This is a genomic window from Marinobacterium litorale DSM 23545 (genome assembly GCF_000428985.1).
GTDB lineage: Bacteria > Pseudomonadota > Gammaproteobacteria > Pseudomonadales > Balneatricaceae > Marinobacterium_D > Marinobacterium_D litorale.
In genome coordinates this window covers 123,986-144,191 of the sequence record NZ_AUAZ01000009.1, presented here as the reverse complement: position 1 = coordinate 144,191, position 20,206 = coordinate 123,986, and the positions used below count along the sequence as shown (strand labels likewise).

Genomic DNA, 20,206 nt, shown 5'->3' with positions numbered 1-20,206 from the left:
GAGCGAGCAATAGGCTTGGCTCCGAGGTGGTAGAGCTTATGCCGCTGACTGGCGAGGCTGGACTCGATATCTCGAAGGCTTTGTCGGCCAGAAATCTGGGACATCGCAATGCCAATGAACTGATCCCAGCGTGAAGCAGAACGGAGCTTTTGCCCTACATGATGCTCACGGGCCGTTCGCTCGAAATCATGTCTGGACAAGGGCTGGAGCAACTGATGAAACGCGGTGTTATGATGAGACAAAGCCTGAATCCTTTGTGAGTAGAGTGTTTGGTCGCACTCTCATTTTACTCACTCGGATTCAGGCTTTTTCATTTACTGCTATTTATGGGACAGCAGTGGCCTTGAGCCGCCCTTTTAATGGAGATTAGCTGTGCGTTACCTGATTTTTGTCACTGTCCTCTGGGCATTTTCATTCAGCCTGATCGGCGAATACCTGGCCGGGCGTGTGGATAGTTATTTTGCGGTACTGACTCGCATCCTGCTGGCTGGAGCTCTGTTCCTGCCGTTTCTACGTTGGTCCGGACTGCCGCGTGCCTTCTCTGCCGGCATTATGCTATGCGGCGCGCTGCAGTTTGGTGTGACCTACGTTTGTCTTTATCTCTCCTTCGAATACCTCACCGTGCCTGAGGTGCTGCTGTTTACGATTACGACACCGTTATATGTCGCACTGATCGATGAAGGGCTCAAGGGACGGTTCAGTGTGGGACCGCTGATATCCACGCTGTTGGCCGTAATCGGCGCCGGCGTGATCCGCTATGACCAGATCTCCGATCAATACCTGCTGGGTCTGTTAATTCTGCAGCTCGCCAACGCCGCCTTTGCCGCTGGCCAGGTGGGCTATGCGCATCTGGTGCGCCGTTTCGAGGTGGATGCACCGCTTTACCGCAGTTTCGGCTTTTTCTATCTAGGAGCGCTGGCCATCGTATTGCCGGCGTTTCTGGTACTGGGGAATCCGGAAAAACTGCCGCAGACGCCTCTGCAGTGGGGTGTCCTGGTCTGGCTCGGCCTGGCCGCATCGGGCCTTGGCTTCTACCTCTGGAACAAGGGAGCCACATTGGTGGATGGCGGTACGCTGGGCATTATGAACAACGCGCTGATTCCGGCGGGGTTGATCGTGAACCTTCTGATCTGGAACCGGGATGCTGATCTGGTACGACTGAGCATTGGTGGTGCGATTATCCTGCTCTCGCTGGCGTTGAACCGGCGCTGGCAAGCCAGTAATAATGCAGCGAGCTACAGCGGACCGGGGCGGCCCACAGCGAAGCCCTGAAAGAAATCAACGCCGGCTGTGCGCAGGCAGTCGGCGATCTCGTCGCTGGAGACAAACTCAGCAATGACTCGCGCGCCAATCTTGTGACCCAGGTCGATGATGCTCTCAGTTACCAGCATACGGCTGTTATCGGTGAGGATGCCGGAGATAATGGAACCATCGATCTTGATATATTCCGGCTGAATCTCGACCAGATAGGAAAAGTTGGAATAGCCACTGCCAAAGTCGTCGATCGCCACCTCCGCTTTATAGGCGCGGATGGAGCGGATAAACGCCTTCACCTCCTGATAATCTTTCAATGATTCCCCTTCGGTAATCTCGAAAATCAGATTTTTGCCGCCGCCTTCGCGCAGCTGCCCGATAATGAACTCCCGGGTCTCCCGATTGGCAATATCCTCGGCAGAGAGGTTTACTGAAATACTGCATCCGGTTTCTTTGGCTTTGGTGATGGCCCGGGCGACGACGTCGCGGGTTATCCGCGGGTAGTATTTGGTGTGCTTGATGATATCGAGAAAGTGGAAGGGGGAGATGATCTCCCCGTCCCGGTCTACCATGCGCAGCAGCGACTCGTATTTACAGCTGCTCTCCAGACCGCTGGCATCGACGATGGGCTGATAGTGACTGATCATCCGACCATCGCTGATTGCGTCCTTCACCTCCTGAATCCAGAACAGGTTGTTCAGGTGGTTCTGGTCACGCTCGCTGTAGGTGAGTATCGATTCGGTGACCTTTTCCTCTTTCGCCTTCTGCAGAGCCGCTTCCGCCAGAGCCAGCAGGTGCTCCTCACCTTCCGACATCCCGAAGTAAAGCTCCACATCAATAGGTTCTCCGGCAACCTCCACCGGGTTGGCATGCAGTTCCTGGGAGGCTCTGAGCAGCTGACGTTCAAACACCGGAACGCTCATACCCTTTGCGGGTAGAAACGCAAAACCGGCGCCGTAAAGGCGGTAAACTCGGATACCCGTATCTGCCAGCTGAGCGCTGAGCACCTGCGCGATTCCGGCGATTAACCGATCCCCGGTGGCAATCCCGTAGTAGTCGTTTATCGATTTAAAACTGCTGACATCGGCCAGTGCTAGAACCGATGACTGCTCTCTTTCGGTATCTTCCAACAGACGGGTTCGGCTGGGGAGGCCAGTCAACTTGTCGGTGAGCTGCTGGGCGATGCGCTCTTCGTTGACCAGAATATTGGTAATATCATCCCGGATTCCGATGTACTCGGTGATCTGTCCCTTTGCGTCGAGGATCGGCACGATGGTGCTGTGGACGTAATAATAATCACCGTTCTTTTTAAGATTCTTGATCGTGCCGGTCCAGGTCTTCTTGGCTGAGATGGTACACCACATGTCGTCGAATACCTCAGAGGGCATATCGGGGTGACGCAGGACACGGTGCGTTTTTCCAAGCACCTCCTCGGCACTGTAACCGCTGATCTGTTCAAACAGGCTGTTAACGTAGGTGATACGCCCGGCTTTGTCGGTTTTGGAGACGATGGCGGTTTGGTCGAGCGCATTTTTATACTGCTCGAGCTGCTTCATCGACTGGTTCAACTCCCGTGTGGCCAGGTTTGACAGGTGGGTCAGGGAACGCAATGTGGAGGCCTGGGTTGCGTTGATCGCCTTGAGATCAGCCGTTCTTGGCTCGATACGGGAGGATTCTGACAGGGTGACCAGCGTACTGGTGATATTGAGCAAACGGTTGCTATTGGACGTGTGCAGATACTCGCCGTAGGTGAAAAATCCGGCACAGGGTCCTAATGTGGAGAGTGCTGCCACCTCGTCTGCCATGTTCTCTTTGAGGAATGAGCGACGGCCGGTACAGGAATAGATGTAGACCGCTTCGATCGGCAGACTCTGCCCCATTTCCAGAGCACTGTCACAGGCACTGCTGAGGATTGTCCCGATATCGGCCACACCGAAACGAACCGGTTCTTCAGGTCTGAATCCGCCGGCGTAGAGAATGCCTCCGTCATCGGCGAGACCCACCGGAGAGCGTGCGACCGGGATGCCATCTACCATCGCGATCAGCGGGAACTCCATCAGGCTTTGCGGGGCGGTGGCAAGCACCTCCTCGCCCAGATAGTAACCGTAAACCTCCAGCGCAGGCTTTCCGTTCAGTTCATACACCACATTGTCCTGACAACGGGTGATATGCATTTCGTTGCCGATAGGTGCCCAGTTCAGAATCGCCCGGTTGCTGACCTGCAGGGAAGGCCCACGAAGCAGCGCAAGCACCATACCCTGAGTGTAAACTTCGCCATTCGCGATAACGAACGAGTGCTCGAAGCATGCGTTATCCCCGGCGTTGCCCCCGGCGATAAAGAGGTTAGGGGCCCCGCATGAAAGGCCGCTGATAAAGTGCTCGGGGTTGGCATTGAGTGTGTTCCCAAAGGCGATGGCTAGCCGAACGTCAGAATGAGCCAGGGAGCGGGCCAGCTCCACGCCACTTTCGTGCGAAGAATCGGCGACATGGATGACGTCCACGTCCGTTGAGTCAAACAGGGAAAATGAAAGCAGAATCGTTTCATCGTGGATTTCACTGTCGGCGATCTCCCCGCTGGTGGATGCGCCAATAATCGCGAAGCCCGGGGTCCATTGCTGAATTTTGGACAGGAGTGCCCTGACCGCCTCAGTGTCGAGGATGCCGGTGAAGACCTGGAGCAGGCCCTTTCGAGCGTCAAGCGCTTCGGTCTTGATGAACTGTTCCAGTGTATCCAGGTCTCGATACAGATGGTTGACCAATCTCACGGTCGAAGCGCTCCATATGCCGAAAGCCGGATTGTGCGAGCTGATTCTGCTCGTTTAAGGATCGCCATGCCTGCAATAACCCTTTTCCACCAAGGGGATATTTATAAGTGATTCCGAGCGGACCTGCAATTTCACGGTAAACCAAAACCGGTCAAAACGCCTATACACTAAGAGAAACAACCGGAGGTGAATCATGCGAGGAAACCCCGAACACAGTGAATTGCGCATGGCCGAGCTAATCGCTGCGCTCAGCCATGCACTGGATATGACCGAGGGCCAGCCGCCCGGTCACTGTATGCGCTGCTGCTGGATCGGTATGCAGATCGCTCAGGCGTTGGGTTTGAGTTCCGAACAGCGCTGGGCACTTTACTACACGCTTCTGCTCAAGGACCTGGGCTGCTCCAGCAATGCGGCACGGATTTGTCAGCTATATCATACAGATGATCTCGGGTTTAAACGTGACTTCAAGCAAGTTAACGACAGTCTGTCCCAGGTGGTCCGTTTTATCCTGCAGCATACCGGTGTGAACGCGGGTTTGGCTGAGCGGTTCAGAACCCTGCTTAAGGTGGTACGGGAGGGGGACGAGCTGGCGCGCGAACTGATCCAGACGCGCTGTGAGCGAGGCGCCGGTATTGCTCGTCAATTGCGCTTTCCGGAGGCCGTGGCCGAGGGTATTCATGCCCTGGATGAACACTGGAACGGGAAAGGTCAGCCCGAAGGATTGCAGGGCGCGGCTATCCCCCTGTTTTCCCGAATTGCGCTGCTCGCTCAGGTGGTTGATGTGTTCCAGATTACCGGCGGTGCCGAGGCCGCGAAAGACGAAGTGCAGGCACGCTCCGGACAATGGTTCGATCCGTCTCTGGTCGCGGTTTTCCGGACGGTGGCGGAGCGGCCCTCATTCTGGTCCACGCTCAATGCGCCGGATTTGGCTGACGTGATCATGTCGCTTGAACCGGCGGATCAGCGGGTGCCTTTGGACGAGGATTATCTGGATGAAATTGCCGGCGCCTTCGGTCAGGTCGTTGACTCAAAAAGCCCTTACACCGCCGGGCACAGTGAACGTGTGGGGTTGTACACCGATATGGTTGCCGAGACGATGGGGCTGGACGGGCCGCGGCGGCGCTGGCTTAAACGGGGTGCTCTGTTACATGACGTGGGTAAATTAGGCGTCAGCAATGCGGTTCTCGATAAGCCCGGGCGGCTTGATGAACAGGAGTGGCAGGCAGTGCGCGCCCATGCCGGTTTTACCGAAGAGATTCTCTCACGGATCGGTGCTTTTTCACGGCTTGCCGTGGTGGCAGGTGCCCACCATGAGCGACTGGATGGCGCAGGTTACCCCAAACAGCTCAGTGGTGATCAGATCTGTCTTGAGACGCGGATCATAACGGTCGCGGATATTTTCGATGCAATCACGGCTGAGCGGCCCTACCGAGGGGCGATACCGGTGGATGAAGCTCTGGCGATAATGCGTAAGGAGGTGGATACTGCCATCGACCGTCACTGTCTAGCTGCGCTTGAGGGCGCCATGGAGCGACTGGAGAAAGATACGCAGGGGCGTGTGGCGGCTTATGGTTAATGTTAACGAGGGACGATATCGATGAATCGGCTTACATGGAGCGTTGCTGTGTGCTCACTTCTGTTGCTGGCTGGGTGTGAACAAACCGAGCAGGCGCAGACTGCCCGGTCGGCTCCCTCGGTGCATCTGGTTGAAGTGACACGGGCTACGCTGGAGCCGGTTTCTATTCATCGCACACGGACCGGTACCCTGCGCGCGGAACGGGTCGTTAATATTCATGCCCGTGAGGCGGGTGAAATTCGCAGCCTGCCCTTCTACCCCGGTGACTCTGTGGCTCAGGGGGCGGTGTTGGTTGAGCTGGATGATGTGCTACTGCGGGCCGAGCTGGGCCGTGCCCGGGCTGCTCTGAGTGAAGCGCAGCAGAATCTGGAACGGCTGCGCCAGTTAACAGGGCGTAATCTGGTCTCCCATGAGGATCTCCTGCGCCGCGAAACCCAGGCCCGGGTGGCCCGTGCTGATGTGGATATCCTTGAAACCCGACTGGCCTATACCCGGATTGAAGCGCCGTTTGAAGGAGTGATCAGCGAGCGGCTGGTGGAGCCCGGCGGGGTGGTCGAACGTTATGATCATCTGCTGACGTTAATTGATCCGACGCAGCTTATCGCGCAAGTGAGTCTGTCGGAACTGGTGCTTGCCCAGTTATCGGTGGGTGATCCGGTCAGTGTATCCATTGATGCATTAGGCGGGGAGAGCGTTCCGGCCCACGTCAGCCGTATCTACCCGCAGGTGGATCCGGTGACACGGCGCGGAGAGTTGGAGATCCGTCTTGCCTCGCCTCCCGCAAGGGCCAAACCCGGCCAGCTGATCCGTGTGAAGCTGGCAACGGCGGATAAACCGCGTTTGATGCTGCCGTTTGGAGCACTCCTGTTTGAAGAGCAACCGTTTGTCTATGTCGTTAACAGGGAGGGCTCGGTGGAGCGCCGCACGCTGGTGACCGGCATCCGCCTGGGTGACCAGATTGAGATTCTGGATGGGATAGAGCCGGGTGATCGGATTGTCGTTCGCGGCTTTCTCGGACTGACGCCGGGTAAAGCGGTGAGCGTGGTGAACGCGGAGCCCGCCTCATGAGCACCGGTCTCAGTCATAAAACCTTGCATGGCAGTGGGCTGGCCGGTTGGTCGATCCGCCACCCGGTCGGTGTCAGCATGATCGCCCTGGCGGTAATCATCCTGGGGCTGTTTGCATTGGGCCGGCTGTCAGTGGATCTGCTGCCTCATATCATCTATCCCGAAATTCGTGTGCGTATTAATGATCCGGGCGTGCCTGCACCGGTGATGGAGGATCAGGTTACCCGGGCACTGGAGGAGCAGTTGTCGATCACTGAAGATGCGGTATCGATCCGCTCCGAGACCAGTCTGGGGCGCTCCGAGGTGGATCTGGCCTTTCCCTACGGAAAAGACATCGATATCGCCCTGCGTGATGCCAGTACCCGGCTCGATCGTGCGCGGCGGTATCTGCCGGATAGCATCGATAACCCGGTGATCTACAAACTGGATCCGGCACAGATCCCGGTCATGGAGTTCGCGATCAGCTCCAGCTTGCGCGATTCGGTGGCATTAAGAAGCTGGAGTGACGATGTGCTGGCCAAGTGGTTCGTCAACCTGCCGGGGGTGGCGGCGGCCGAAATCGGGGGGGGATTGATCCGAGAGGTTCAGGTGCTGCCGGATCAGCAGCGCCTGGCGGCGCTTGGATTGTCGATTGATGACCTGGTGTCCGCGTTGCAACGGGGTAATCGGCAGGATCCGGCGGGGCGTCTGCGTATGAACCGACAGGAGCTGGCCGGCCGCATCGACGGACGATTCGAGAACGTGGAGGCGATCGCGTCCCTGCCGTTGCAGCTTCAGGATGGCACCACGGTACCCTTGGGAGAGGTTGCACGGGTGCTGGATACGCATCAGGAAGAACGCATGCGGATCCGTTCCGACGGCGTACCGGCTGTCAAACTGTCCATACAGAAACAGCCCACGGCCAATACCGTGGCTGTGGCTGATGCGGTCAGTCGCCAGATTGACTGGTTGAGGCAAAACCGTCTGCTACCGGATGATGTGCAGGTGCGGCCGGTGTCCGACCAGTCCGTATTTGTGCGCCAGGCACTCAATAACTCGGCGCTGGCCGTGGTCAGCGGGGCGCTGTTATCGATGGCGGTGGTGTATCTGTTCCTGGGCAACCTGCGTCGCACGCTGATTATCGGCAGTGCCATCCCGATCGCCGTGATGGTGACCTTTGTACTGATGGGGCTGGGTGGGCTCACACTCAATATCATGACGCTGGGTGGATTGGCACTGGGTGTGGGGATGCTGGTGGATAACACCATCGTCATGCTGGAGAACATCTACCGGCACCAACGCCAGGGGGAGCACGGCATTAATGACGCGACCACGGCCGCCGCGGAGGTTAATTCGGCACTGGTTGCTTCCACGACAACCAACCTGGCGGCGGTGCTACCCTTTTTGTTTATCGGCGGGCTGGTTGGCCTGCTGTTCCGTGAACTGATCTTTACCATATCGGCCGCCATTCTGGCCTCCATGGTGATCGCGCTGACGCTGGTGCCGTCACTGGCAGCCAGAGTACATACGACGCGAGAAAGTCCGGTCCGGCGGGCCATCGATGGTGTGATGAACGGGTTGGGGAAGGGCTACTCCGGCGCGATCGTAACCCTTTTACGCTGGCGATTTCTTGTTGTACTGGCTTTTTTAGCTGCGTTGGCAGCTGCTCTGCCCACCTTCCTCAGCGGCAAGCAGGCCTTTTTACCGGCACTGGATAACGGTGAAATCTATATGCGCGTCACGGCGGATCCCGGTATTCGGCTGCATGAACTGGATGACTATGTGAATCGCCTGGAAGCGTTGGCCCAACAGCAACCCGAGACTCTGTCGGTGTTCACCATCAGTGGTGGCTCGGTGTTTGGTCGTTCAGCCCGGGAGATCGGCAACCGGGCGACGATTCGGGTTCAGCTGGCGCCCCTGGCGCAGCGGTCGGTCAGCTCAGACCAATGGATTCGGCGCGTAAACGGCGAGATTCGTGCACTACAGATTCCGGGTCTGCAGGTCAGAATGCGTCAGCGGGGTATCCGCGGTTTGCGTACCAGCGGCGGCGATGACGATATCAGCCTGCGTATTCAGGGTGCCGATCTGCAGGTATTGGATCAACTGGCGCGTGAAACGGTTGGCAGACTCAGGAGCGTGGAGGGGCTGCGTAATCTGGGGTGGTCCAGTGAGGAGGTTCAGCAGGAGCTGGAGATTCGGCTGGATCGCGAGCGAGCCGCCTCCCTGGGGCTGGAGGTCCAGGATCTGTCGAATGCGCTGCAACTGGCGTTGGAGGGGCGTGTGGTCACCGACTTCCTGGAAGATGGCAGCAGTTACGATGTGAGGGTTCGTTTGCCGCGCAGTGAGGCGTCCACGCCCCAGGATCTGGAGTCTATCCTGCTGTTCCCGGCCAACGGTGCCCGCGCGCCGGTCTACCTGGGCAGTGTGGCGGAGCTCGCGCTGACACAGGCACCGGCAGAGATTTTGCGTGATCGCCAGATGCGGATCGTGGAAATCAGCGCCACCTTGAGTGAAGGGGCGACCCTGGGCGGTGTCTATCAACGTATCGCCGCGGTAACCGATCAGATCGACCTGCCGGAGGGCTATACCCTATATGATGGTGGTGGGCTGGAATCGCTGCGCGAAGGGCAGGCAACAACGCGAATTTTGCTGGCGCTGGCGCTCTTTCTCGTATTTGTGGTGATGGCCGTGCAGTATGAGTCACTGCGCAACCCGCTGGTGATCATGCTCAGTGTGCCGTTCAGCCTGATTGGAGTGGCCGTGGGCATCCGGCTCTTGGATCTGCCACTGTCGATGCCTGTCTGGCTCGGCCTGATCATGCTCGCCGGTATCGTCGTAAACAACGCCATTGTCTTGGTTGAGTATATTGAGCTGGCGCGTAACCGCGGTCTGAAACGGGTGGAGGCGATTACCGAGGCGGCGCGTTTACGTCTACGCCCGATTATGATGACAACGCTGACCACGGTTGTGGGCATGCTTCCGCTTGCGATCGGCTTCGGTGAAGGGGCCGAAATGCTGCAACCACTGGCGGTGACGATTGTCTGTGGACTGAGTTTTTCGATGCTGGTGGTGTTACTGCTGGTACCGGTCAACTACCAGCTGTTATCACGTCCGGACCCGGCGGAGTAAGTGCTGGAAAACGTCATGTTGTTGTTCAGTCAGCAGCGCAGTAAGGCGCCCGGGAGTCCCGGAGTTATTGTGTTGGTGTTGCGCCTGCTTGCTGTATGAAGACGAGAGCTCGTCTTAAGGTAGGGTGTTGCAGCGGGGCCGTTTACCCGCAGCAATCACAGGCTTAGTGGGCCGGTGATTGCTGCATGCTGTAGGAAACACGTGCCTTGCCGCTTTTTTCGCTCTTGCGGAAGAAGGTCTTGCGGAAGAACTCCGCAACAAAAGCTGCACGGTCGGCGCGCGCCTGTTCGATGTAGTAGTCCACGTCGATGACGTTATCAGTAGTGTACTTAAGTTCGAAACGTTCGGTACTCATAATGAAGTCCTCAGGTTTGTTTGGATTGATCACTTTATAGGCATAATACTAAGGTTGAATCGGAAACTGGGCAAACGACCCTTTTTCAGGCTATAGTTGAATAAAACTAAACATTAATGAGGACTCAATCATCCGACGTTTACCCCCATTGAATGCACTGCGTGTATTCGAGGCTGCGGCGCGTCACGGCAGTTTCAACAAGGCTGCCGAGGAGCTGTGTGTGACCCCGTCCGCGGTCAGTCATCAGTTGAAGTCTCTTGAAGAGTTTCTCGGGCTCAAGCTGTTCCGGCGCGAAAAACGGCAGGTTTACCTGACGGGACAGGGTGAGCGTTATCTGGGCTCGGTGCAGCTCGCGCTGGATGAGCTGGAGAGTGCCACTCGACGCCTGATGACCGCCACCAACACCAGTGCCGTTAATATCAGTGTGGCCCCCTTCTTCCTGACCCGCTGGTTGGTGCCGCGCATCACCCATTTCCAGGAGCGCTTTCCCGACGTTGAGCTGCGCTTCAGCTCAACCATGGGGTATATCGACTTTGAGCACTCCGATACCGATATGGCGGTTTACTACGGCCATGGCAATTGGGAAGGGGTGGAAGAACATCTGCTGCGTAATATCGTCCAGACTCCAGTCTGTGCACCGTCGTTCCTGGAAGGTGATCGAGCCATTGTCGAGCCCCGGGATATGGTTAAGCACACGCTTATCTATATCTCCGGCCGTCGTCATGAATGGAATCGGGCGCTCCGAGAGATCGGGGTCAGCCTGTCGGAAGCAACGCGCACCATGTCCTTTTCCAGCACCTCTTTGGCAGTATCTGCTGCGATTGAGGGGATCGGCATCGCGCTGGCCGACCGGGTGCTGGTTCAGCGGGAGATCGAAACCGGCAAGCTGGTGGCTCCCTTTGATCTGGCGTTCGATACCCAGAATGCGTTTTATCTGGTCTATAAACAGAACCGGGCACTGACCTACGGTATGCGCGCATTTCGCGACTGGATTATGGAGGAGATGCAGCAGGATATCGCGGGTCATCCTCAGGCTGCAGGCATTGCATCAAGCGATCAGTGATCATGGTGCCTCCGGGAAAGGGATAACATCATCCATTCACATGCGTCTGTTAGGGTCTTTGACGCAGCGGGGGCTGAGCGCACCGCGCCCAGGTGAACTGCCCCCATGGAGTAAGTCGCTTGCCAAGGGGGCGAGCCTGACTCATAGTTCTGGAGTACTTTCCTCTCAAAATCGGGGCGCAGACTGATGCACGGAAAGCGAGTGGCGGGTCTACCTCTGCATCTGCTGGTGAGTGGCGCAATTGTGGCGGGCATGCTGATACTGGCCACCATATTGATACTCAACTCCTATAATGTTCACAGGCAGACCCTGATCAAGGCATCGGGCAACAGTGCCCGCCAGCTGGCTGACAACCTGGATACACATCTGGAGCGGTTGCTCGAGCCCATCGACAGTACCCTTCAGATTCTCACCCTGGATCCCATAACTCGCGCGACATCCCTGGAAACCCGCCGGACCCGTCTTCCCGTTCTGGTTCGGGCCCTGGAGAGTACGCCGATTCTGAGTGCCGTATACGCCGGCTATCGAGATGGCAGCTTTATGCTTCTGCGTAAACTGAACAGCCGGGCGGCGCGTTCAGCGGTCCAGGCTCCGGACGGGGCCGCTTACCTTCTGCAGAGCATTGAGCGCAGCGAGGCGGGTGAGATCATCAGTGCCAACTGGCACTTTTACAATCGTGAACGCACCCTGCTGGAAGTGCAGCAGAAGCAGGACTACCGTTTTGATCCGAGAGAGCGCCCCTGGTACCGCCAGGCGGAAGATTCGCTGGAAACGATCCTGACACCGCCCTATCTGTTCTACACCACCGGTGAAATCGGCGTCACCATGGCGCGGCGTAATCCGATTAATGGCACGGTCATCGGGGTCGACGCGTCGGTGGATGACCTCTCCATCCTGATATCCACGCTCCAGTCGACGCCCGGCAACGAAATGGCAGTGGTGACCGATAAGGGGCAGGTCGTGGCGTACCCGAAGCTGGACCGGATTATTCGCGTGGATACGGAACGAGGCTTGCGTCTGGCTAACCTGGATGAACTGGGGGTCCCGGTCCTGGAGCAGGTTGCCCGGTTGCGCGCCGGTGAAATGGGGGAGTTTACGCTCGATAAAGAGGGCTGGTATGGCATGGTCGTGCCAATGAGCACCTCATCCCGGGCGGGTTTACGCCTGCTGTTTGCGGTGCCGGAACGCGAGCTGTTGGCCGGTGCCAAGGAGCAGAGTCTGAATCAGGTGCTCTGGTCCGGTCTGGCCATGCTGGTGTTGATGCTGATCGGCTCCAAGGTGGGGCGAGTCATCAGTCAGCCTTTGACGACCTTGTCGGAGCGCATCGATGCCTTGGCGGCCTTTGATTTCTCACACTCCCTGCATGAGAACTCGAAGGTACGGGAGGTGAACCAGCTGGGTTATACCATCGACCGGATGTCCCGGGCGATCAGCAATTTTCAGACGATCTCCCGCACCCTGGCCCGGGAGCGGGATCTGGATCTGTTGGTGAGCCGTGTCACGGACAATCTGGTCGCAATTACCGGTGCCAAGGCGGGTATGGTCTACCTGTACGATGACCAGCATAAAATGCTTCGCGCTGCGTCCGCGGCCCATCCGGAATGGCCGGGGGAGCTCGCCTGTTCAATCAGCCGTGTCCGAGAACAGTGCGATCTGGTTAAAGCCGCGCTAGATAAAAAAGGGGTGGCGGTGATGGCCACCGGGTTGAGTGATCGGCAGGGCGATGCACTGGGTGTCCTGACGCTGCGTTTCAGCGAAGGATCAACCATGGATGAAGAAAGCTTTCGCAGGTTTGTCGATGAGGTATCGGGCTCGGCGGCAACGGCGATCGAAACCCGGCGCCAGGTTGAAACCCAGCAGGCGCTCATCGATGCCATTATCCGCCTGCTGGCCGATGCGATTGATGCCAAGTCACCCTATACCAGCGGCCACTGTGAGCGCGTGCCGCAGCTGGCGGAGATGCTGGTGGATGCTGCTCAAGACTCCAAACAGGAGCCGTTTGCCCGTTTCCGGATGAGCGAAACCGAACGCCAGGAGTTCCGGATTGCGGCCTGGCTGCATGATTGCGGCAAGGTCACCAGTCCGGAATATGTGGTGGATAAAGCCACCAAGCTGGAAACCATCTATAACCGTATTCACGAGGTCAGAACACGTTTCGAAGTGCTCTGGCGAGATGCTCAGATCGATTACCTGAAGGGGGTGATTGAAGGCGGCGATGAGGCCAGTCTGCGCCATAAAATGGAGCGTGTTCAACGGGAGTTGCAGGAGGAGTTCGCTTTCGTGGCGTCGAGCAACACCGGCGGCGAGTTCATGCCGGATGAGGCGATAGAACGGCTGAACACCATCGCCCGGCGCAGCTGGGTCCGCCACTTTGATAACCGACTGGGGTTATCGCGCGAGGAGTATGACCGACTGCCGCCTGACGCGCCGCCGCCACCGGTACGTGAACCACTGCTTGCGGACAGGCCCGAGCACTGTGTGCCCTGGGGTGACAGACGACCACCGGTGGAAAAGGATCATCCGGACAATCGCTGGGGTTTTGATATGCTGCTGCCTCAGCATGCGTTCAACTACGGTGAGCTCTACAACCTCAGCGTTCAGAAAGGCACGTTGAACGATGAAGAGCGCTTTATCATCAACGATCATATTGTGCAGACGATCCGAATGCTCAGCGCGCTGCCGCTGCCCAAGGAGCTTCGGCGGGTGCCTGACATCGCCGGCAACCACCATGAAAAGATGGATGGCAACGGTTACCCACGACGGTTGTCCGGTGAACAGCTCAGCATCCCGGAACGGGTAATGGCATTGGCCGATGTGTTCGAAGCGCTGACCGCGGCAGACCGACCGTATAAAGACGCCAAAACCCTATCCGAGTCCCTACGCATCCTGGCGTTCATGGTCAAGGATCAGCATATCGATCAGGCTACGTTTGAGCTGTTTCTGGAGTCAGGGGTCTATCTTCGTTACGCTGAGCGCTTCCTCAGCCCGGAACAGATCGACGCGGTCGATAAGCGTCAACTGCTGGCGTTGGCCCGGGGTTAAAACGCCGTCGGTAATGGAAGGAGGGGTATGGCCCATAACCCACTGATAACGCCCATTGCTCGGGTTCTGCATGCTCACCCCGAAGGCTTAAGCGAATACGCCCTGCTTAAGGCGCTGGAGTTTGATGGGTTGAAACTGGATCAGGAGCCGGATGCCACCGATGAGCTGGTATTGTTTCGCAAACATTTCCTGATCATGAACGCGTTATATCGCCTGCAGCCGATCATGTACGACGAAGGGTTCGAGCTACAGATTTCGGCCCTGCACATTCAGTTGCATCCACTGCCTGAGAATCTAAGGCACAGCGATGCCACTGCACTGACCCGGGGCGATCAGCCGTTACGGGATTACTACCTGGATTGGAGCGAATTCGAGAACAGCAGCAGTGATTATGTGCGCAAGCTGTTGAGTGGTTTCTGGGAGCGCTACCTGAGCGATGACCAGCGTCAGGATGCCTGGCAGGTGCTTGACTTAGAGCCCGGTGCGGATGAGCAGACCATCCGCGCTGCCTACCGGCGTCTGGCTGCACGTCACCACCCCGATAAAGGAGGTGATGCTGAGCAGTTCTGCCGGGTTCGGGAAGCGTACGAACTGTTAATGGTCTAACAAACCCTGTGCCGGAACCGTCCCGGATTCCGCTGCACTGCATCCGGTCTACGGGGTGCCCGTTGTAGCCCGGCAGAAGCCGTGGGGCATCTGCCGGGACATTTCCGGGTTTATAGCCGTTTACAGGCCGGACTTCTCGTAGACCTCATGGGTCCAGGCGCCCTCCGGCTTCTCGGTGATAACCGGGGCGGAGTCACCGCTGAGCAGGATATCCACGGTGCGGTCGAACGCGGCCGGGTCCAGGTAGCCGATCTCTTTCGGGTTACCCTCAAGGAGCTTGGCCACTTCTTTCGCCATGCGGATCTGATGATCTTCGGTCTGAGCGCCGGTGTCATCGTATTCCAGCACGATCTCGGCCGCTTCTTCCGGGTTCTCGGCAGCCCACTTCCAGCCTTTCACCGAGGCACTCAGGAAACGTGCGAGCTTGTCGACCATTTCCGGATCCTGCAGCTTCTCTTCGGTCGTATAGAGGCCATCTTCCAGCATGGCAACGCCCTGATCTTCATAGCTGAACACGGTCAGCTCTTCCGGAGTCAGGCCACCATCCAGCACCTGGCCGTACTCGTTGTAGTTCATGGTGGATACACAATCAGCCTGGCCCTGGAAGATTGGGTCCACGTTGAACCCCTGCTTGAGCACGGTCACACCGCCTTCGCTGCCATCAGTGGCTATCCCGAGCTTGGACATCCACGCCAGGAAGGGGTATTCGTTACCAAAGAACCAGACGCCCAAGGTTTTATCCTTCACATCCATCGGCTGCTCGATACCGGAGGATTTCAGGCAGGTGAGCATCATCCCTGACTTATTGAAGATCTGACCGATGTTAACCAAGGGCAGTCCTTTTTCGCGAGATGCCAGCGCCGCGGGCATCCATTCGACGATCACATCGGCGCCACCACCGGCGATCACCTGGGGCGGTGCGATATCCGGGCCACCCGGCTTGATCGTCATATCCAGGCCTGCCTCTTCATAGAAACCCTTCTCCAGCGCCACGTAGTAGCCGCCGAACTGAGCCTGAGTGACCCATTTGAGCTGCAATGTAAGCGGGTCCGCAGCCTGTGCTGTGGAAAGAGCTGACAGCGCCAGCGTGCAACCTGCTACCCAAGATCCGATCTGTTTTTTCATCCTGATTTACTCCTGCTTTGACAAAGCTGTCGTGTTCAAACGTTGTATGAGAAATCCCTGCCTCTAACCGTTGGCGCGGGTCGAGGGATGCCAGAAGGTGAGCCTGCGCTCCAGCAGCGCAAGCAGCCCGTAACTGATGGAGCCGGCCAGGGCAGCGACCAGAATCGTGGCCCAGACCATGTCCATGTTCATGCGCCCCACTTCGGTGGAGATTCTGAACCCCATGCCGACGATGGGCGTGCCGAAGAACTCGGCGACAATGGCGCCGATCAGGGCCAGCGTGGAGTTGAGTTTCAGCGCATTGAAAATGAACGGTAAAGCGGCCGGCAGCTGCACATACCAGAGCGTCTGACGCCGGTTGCCGGCGTAGGTGTGCAACAGGTTGAGGTGGAGGTTATCACTGGCATGCAGGCCGGCGAGGGTGTTAACCAGCATCGGAAAGAAGGTCATGATCACCACCACGGCGGCTTTTGACTGCCAGTCAAAGCCAAACCACATCACCATGATCGGCGCGATACCGACGATGGGAATCGACGACATGATATTGCCGATGGGTAGAAGCCCTTTCTGCAAAAAGGGGCTGCGATCGATCAGCAGCGCCACGGCAAAGCCACTACCACAGCCGATGATCCAACCCGCCAGTACCGCCTTGAGCCAGGTCTGGGCGAAGTCCTGGGCCAGGGTCTGAAGCTCGGTGATAAAAGTGACACCAATGGTACTGGGCGCTGGTAGCAGCACCTGCGGTACGGCAAAACCGGTCACAATCAGCTGCCAGAGCACCAGTATCAGTGCGGCAAACACAGCTGGAATCGCGAGATTGACAGCCCGGATCGCTGGTTTCGAGTTGAGCGACTCGCCCAACGCAGTCAGGGCGTCCATGGCAAACCAGCCCCCGATCAGCATCAGGGGAACCAATGCTATCCACAACGGTTGGCGGCTATAGGTGCCGGGCTCGCCGGCGGTAATCCAGAGACTCATCAGCAGTGCCCAGCCACCCAGGGCGATCAGCAGCCAGTGGCTCATTCGGATGCTCTTCATGCGGCAACCCCCATCCGTCGGTTGATCTTGCGCTCCAGTACGCCCACCAGAGCCACGAGTACCGCGCCGAGAACCGCCGCCACAATCAGCGCCGCCCAGATCTGCACGGTCTGTCCGTAGTAGGAGCCGCTGAGCAGTCTTGCGCCCAAGCCACCCTGGGCACCGGTGGGCAGTTCGCCGACGATGGCACCTACCAGGGAGGCGGCAATAGCCACTTTCAGGCTGGCAAACAGGTAAGGCAGTGCGGTGGGCCAGCGCAGCTTGCGGAACAGCTGGCCACCGCTGGCGCTGTAGGTGGCGAGCAGTTCCATGTGCAGCTTGTCCGGGGCCCTAAGACCTTTCACCATGCCGATGGTGACCGGGAAGAAGGAGAGATACATGGAGATGATCGCCTTGGGCAGCACCCCGGTGAAGTTCAGGGCACCCAGAACCACGATGATCATCGGCGCAATGGCCAGAATAGGGATGGTCTGGGAGGTGATAACCCAGGGCATCAAGCTGCGCTCAAGCGTGCGATTGTGAACAATGCCAATGGCCAGCAGGATCCCGAGCAGGCCGCCCATGACAAAGCCCAGCAGTGTCGACGACAGGGTGATACCAGAGTGGTACACCAGCGAGCGTTTGGAATCGATCTTGGTATCGAAGATCGATTTGTACAGCTCGGCGCCAATCTGATCCGGGGTTGGCAGCAGCGGGCGTTTCATCGAGTAGGCGTCCGCCACCAGCTGGCTGAAACTCCAGTCGATGTTGCGCCGTTCATACCCGTTGATCAGCAGATCGCTGTTGAGCCAAAGCGCACCGATGTACCAGATCACCAGCAGCGCCAGTACCATCAGCGTCAACGCGGCGGCCTGACTTTTTTGAAGCGACTTGAACATCTCTGCGCCTCCGTCAGTTGATGCGGTGATCATTGGCCAGCGCTTCCCGGATCTCGTGAGCCAGCGCCATGAATTCCGGGCTTTCCCGGTCTTCCAGCGTGCGTTCGCGGGGTAGTGGGCTCTTGATGATTTTGGCGATCCGGCCCGGCCGGGGTGACATCACCACGATATGGGTGGAGAGGAACACCGCTTCCGGGATCGAGTGGGTGACAAAGACCACGGTCTTGCGGGTCTCCCGCCAGATCTTCAGCAGCTCCAGATTCAGGTGGTCACGGGTGATCTCATCCAGCGCCCCGAAAGGCTCATCCATCAGCATCAGCTCCGGTTCGAAGCTGAGTGCCCGGGCGATAGAAGCGCGCTGCTGCATGCCACCGGAAAGCTGCCAGGGAAACTTCTTGTGGAAGTCGCCCAGTCCTACTAAATCGAGATACTTGTCGATCTGGCGCTGTTGCTGCGCCTTGCTCATACCAAAAATTTCCAGCGGCACCTTGCAGTTGCCGGCAATGGTGCGCCAGGGAAAGAGCGCCGGTGCCTGAAACACATAGCCGTACAGGCGGTTGAGCCGGGCGTCCTGGGGCGAGGTCCCATCGACCTGAATAGAGCCTTGGGTCTGGTGTTCCAGATCGGCGATCACCCGTAGCAGTGTGGTCTTGCCGCAGCCAGAAGGACCGATAAACGAGACAAAATCACCGGCGTGAATATCCAGATTGATATGGGAGAGCGCGTTCACCGGTCCATCGTTGGTTTCAAAAACCAGCGACAGATCATCGATAGAGACGATTTTGCGCGCCTCTTGATGCGTACCCGCGCTGTTTTCCTCAGCTTGAGTATTGATGGTCATATCCATTTTCGAATTCTGCTCCCGGATCAGTCGCGATTAACGGCGGAGGGTGCGTTCACCTCGTTGAAACGCTTTTGCGCGGTAAACGGGGAAGAGAAGGAGGGGCGTTTGATGTAGCGGCCGGCTCCCTCTTCCACAAACAGCTCGCCGTTGGCGTAAACCACCTTGCCGTGACTGATGGTGTGACTGGGGGCACCTTTCACGGTACGGCCTTCGAAAATATTGAAATCCACATTCTGGTGGTGGGTCTTGGCGGAGATGGTCTTCTCCAGCGTCGGATCCCAGATCACGATATCGGCGTCCGCACCCTCAACGATGCGTCCCTTCTGTGGATAAATATTAAAGATCTGAGCGGTGTTGGCCGACGTGACCGCCACGAATTCGTTCATGGTCAGGCGGCCCGTGTTGACCCCGGAGTCCCATAGAATCATCAACCGGTCTTCCACTCCGGCGGTGCCGTTGGGAATCATGGAAAAGTTGTCCTTGCCCATCGCCTTCTGCTCGGCGCAGAAACAGCAGTGGTCGGTGGCAGTGGTTTGCAGTGTGCCGCCCTGCAGGCCTTTCCAGAGCGCAGCCTGATGCTCTTTCGGGCGGAACGGCGGGCTCATCACATGGGCGGCGGCAAAACCCCAGTCTTCGTTCTGATAGACACTGTCGTCGATCTCCAGGTGGCCGGCCAGTACCTCACCGTAAACACGCTGCCCTTCCTGACGGGCGCGGGCGATCTCATTGAGCGCCTCTTTGCAGGATACGTGTACCAGGTACAGCGGGACGCCCAGGGCCTGGGCAATACGGATGGCGCGGTTGGCCGCTTCCCCCTCGACTTCACTGGGGCGGGACTGAGGATGGCTCTCCGGACCGGTAAGACCCTGAGCGATCAGCTTCTGCTGCAGGTGGTATACCAGCTCGCCGTTTTCGGCATGGACCGTGGGCATGGCACCCAGCTCAAGACAGCGGTTGAAGGAGTTAACCAGGGTTTCATCCTCGGCCATGATCGCATTCTTGTAGGCCATAAAGTGCTTGAAACTGTTTACGCCCTCTTCCTTTACCAGACGGCCCATGTCCTCGTGCACCGAGTCATCCCACCAGGTAACCGCCACGTGGAAGGAGTAATCGGAGACGGCACGGCTGGCCCACTCGCGCCAGGTCGCGTAGGCCTCCATCAGCGGCTGCTGTGGGCTGGGGATAACAAAGTCGATGATCATCGTAGTGCCGCCGGCGAGGCCCGCGCGGGTGCCCGTGTAAAAGTCTTCGCTGGCAACGGTGCCCATAAACGGCAGCTGCATGTGCGTGTGCGGATCGATACCGCCGGGCATCACGTACTGGCCGGCGGCGTCCACCACCTCGGCATTGGCCGGCGCGTCCAGGTCCGGTCCCACGGCGACAATTTTGCCGTTGTCGCATAGCACGTCCGCTTTCAGTGTCTGATCGGCGTTGATGACGGTTCCGTTCTTGATTAGTAGAGCCATTCCAAACCTCTGCAAAGTC

15 protein-coding genes are annotated in these 20,206 nt (G+C 57.9%); 7 read left to right on the top strand and 8 right to left on the bottom strand.

Features of this window, described 5'->3' with window-relative positions:
- On the bottom strand, positions 1-242 hold a 242-nt coding region (locus G403_RS24920), incomplete at its 3' end, for a DUF4372 domain-containing protein (protein ID WP_156899670.1).
- 130 nt (positions 243-372) lie between these two features.
- On the opposite strand from G403_RS24920, the gene G403_RS22820 reads away from it, so the two are divergent.
- Positions 373-1,272, top strand: coding sequence for a carboxylate/amino acid/amine transporter (locus G403_RS22820; protein WP_051298815.1), 900 nt, complete (start codon positions 373-375; stop codon positions 1,270-1,272).
- Here the strand turns inward: G403_RS22820 and G403_RS0109730 are convergent.
- Positions 1,236-4,019, bottom strand: coding sequence for a sensor domain-containing phosphodiesterase (locus tag G403_RS0109730; RefSeq protein ID WP_027853829.1), 2,784 nt, complete (start codon positions 4,017-4,019; stop codon positions 1,236-1,238). The two genes, G403_RS22820 and G403_RS0109730, sit on opposite strands and share 37 nt — an antisense overlap.
- Positions 4,020-4,212: 193 nt before the next feature.
- On the opposite strand from G403_RS0109730, the gene G403_RS0109725 reads away from it, so the two are divergent.
- From G403_RS0109725 to G403_RS22815, 3 genes are read left to right on the top strand one after another with little or no spacing between them, the layout of a single operon-like run.
- Entirely contained in the window at positions 4,213-5,595 is a 1,383-nt protein-coding gene (locus G403_RS0109725) for an HD-GYP domain-containing protein (RefSeq protein ID WP_027853828.1), read from the top strand.
- Between the two features lie 21 nt (positions 5,596-5,616).
- A complete protein-coding gene (locus G403_RS0109720; protein ID WP_027853827.1) occupies positions 5,617-6,663 on the top strand; it encodes an efflux RND transporter periplasmic adaptor subunit in 1,047 nt (348 codons plus the stop codon).
- Positions 6,660-9,770: an efflux RND transporter permease subunit gene (locus G403_RS22815; RefSeq protein ID WP_051298811.1), complete on the top strand. Its 3,111-nt coding sequence runs from the start codon at positions 6,660-6,662 to the stop codon at positions 9,768-9,770. Before G403_RS0109720 ends, G403_RS22815 begins: the two co-directional genes overlap by 4 nt.
- A gap of 163 nt (positions 9,771-9,933) precedes the next feature.
- On the opposite strand, the gene G403_RS0109710 is transcribed toward G403_RS22815, so the two are convergent.
- Positions 9,934-10,125 carry an RSP_7527 family protein gene (locus G403_RS0109710; RefSeq protein WP_027853826.1) on the bottom strand — a complete coding sequence of 64 codons (192 nt, stop codon included), beginning with the start codon at positions 10,123-10,125 and terminating at the stop codon, positions 9,934-9,936.
- A 100-nt stretch (positions 10,126-10,225) separates the two neighbouring features.
- On the opposite strand from G403_RS0109710, the gene gcvA reads away from it, so the two are divergent.
- The 3 genes from gcvA (at position 10,226) to G403_RS0109695 (ending at position 14,836) form a co-directional block, all read left to right on the top strand.
- Complete coding sequence (gcvA, locus tag G403_RS0109705; RefSeq protein WP_342665437.1) at positions 10,226-11,188, top strand: transcriptional regulator GcvA; 963 nt, start codon at positions 10,226-10,228, stop codon at positions 11,186-11,188.
- Positions 11,189-11,389: 201 nt separating this feature from the next.
- The gene (locus tag G403_RS25645) at positions 11,390-14,230 is read left to right on the top strand and encodes an HD domain-containing phosphohydrolase (protein ID WP_245578240.1); all 2,841 of its coding nucleotides are present in this window, start codon (positions 11,390-11,392) and stop codon (positions 14,228-14,230) included.
- A 27-nt stretch (positions 14,231-14,257) separates the two neighbouring features.
- Positions 14,258-14,836, top strand: a complete 579-nt coding sequence (locus tag G403_RS0109695) for a DNA-J related domain-containing protein (protein WP_027853823.1) — start codon at positions 14,258-14,260, stop codon at positions 14,834-14,836.
- A gap of 120 nt (positions 14,837-14,956) precedes the next feature.
- Here the strand turns inward: G403_RS0109695 and G403_RS0109690 are convergent, their stop codons facing one another.
- The 5 genes from G403_RS0109690 to hydA all read right to left on the bottom strand — a co-directional run bounded on the left by G403_RS0109690 (position 14,957) and on the right by hydA (position 20,187).
- A complete protein-coding gene (locus G403_RS0109690; RefSeq protein ID WP_027853822.1) occupies positions 14,957-15,961 on the bottom strand; it encodes an ABC transporter substrate-binding protein in 1,005 nt (334 codons plus the stop codon).
- Positions 15,962-16,024: 63 nt separating this feature from the next.
- Positions 16,025-16,984, bottom strand: a complete 960-nt coding sequence (locus G403_RS0109685) for an ABC transporter permease (RefSeq protein ID WP_027853821.1) — start codon at positions 16,982-16,984, stop codon at positions 16,025-16,027.
- 11 nt (positions 16,985-16,995) lie between these two features.
- Positions 16,996-17,877 (bottom strand): ABC transporter permease, encoded by an 882-nt coding sequence (locus tag G403_RS0109680; protein ID WP_027853820.1) that lies wholly within the window; start codon positions 17,875-17,877, stop codon positions 16,996-16,998.
- Positions 17,878-17,890: 13 nt separating this feature from the next.
- Positions 17,891-18,724: an ABC transporter ATP-binding protein gene (locus G403_RS0109675; protein ID WP_169719896.1), complete on the bottom strand. Its 834-nt coding sequence runs from the start codon at positions 18,722-18,724 to the stop codon at positions 17,891-17,893.
- 20 nt (positions 18,725-18,744) lie between these two features.
- Entirely contained in the window at positions 18,745-20,187 is a 1,443-nt protein-coding gene (hydA, locus tag G403_RS0109670; protein WP_027853818.1) for a dihydropyrimidinase, read from the bottom strand.
- Between the last annotated feature and the right edge of the window lie 19 nt (positions 20,188-20,206).

Coding starts and splice junctions, on each gene's coding strand:
- G403_RS0109710 (WP_027853826.1), bottom strand. CDS start 10,125: ATGAGTACCGAACGTTTCGAACTTAAGTACACTACTGATAACGTCATC.
- G403_RS0109695 (WP_027853823.1), top strand. CDS start 14,258: ATGGCCCATAACCCACTGATAACGCCCATTGCTCGGGTTCTGCATGCT.
- G403_RS22815 (WP_051298811.1), top strand. CDS start 6,660: ATGAGCACCGGTCTCAGTCATAAAACCTTGCATGGCAGTGGGCTGGCC.
- G403_RS0109675 (WP_169719896.1), bottom strand. CDS start 18,724: ATGGATATGACCATCAATACTCAAGCTGAGGAAAACAGCGCGGGTACG.
- G403_RS0109680 (WP_027853820.1), bottom strand. CDS start 17,877: ATGTTCAAGTCGCTTCAAAAAAGTCAGGCCGCCGCGTTGACGCTGATG.
- G403_RS0109690 (WP_027853822.1), bottom strand. CDS start 15,961: ATGAAAAAACAGATCGGATCTTGGGTAGCAGGTTGCACGCTGGCGCTG.
- G403_RS0109685 (WP_027853821.1), bottom strand. CDS start 16,984: ATGAGCCACTGGCTGCTGATCGCCCTGGGTGGCTGGGCACTGCTGATG.
- hydA (WP_027853818.1), bottom strand. CDS start 20,187: ATGGCTCTACTAATCAAGAACGGAACCGTCATCAACGCCGATCAGACA.
- G403_RS0109720 (WP_027853827.1), top strand. CDS start 5,617: ATGAATCGGCTTACATGGAGCGTTGCTGTGTGCTCACTTCTGTTGCTG.
- G403_RS0109725 (WP_027853828.1), top strand. CDS start 4,213: ATGCGAGGAAACCCCGAACACAGTGAATTGCGCATGGCCGAGCTAATC.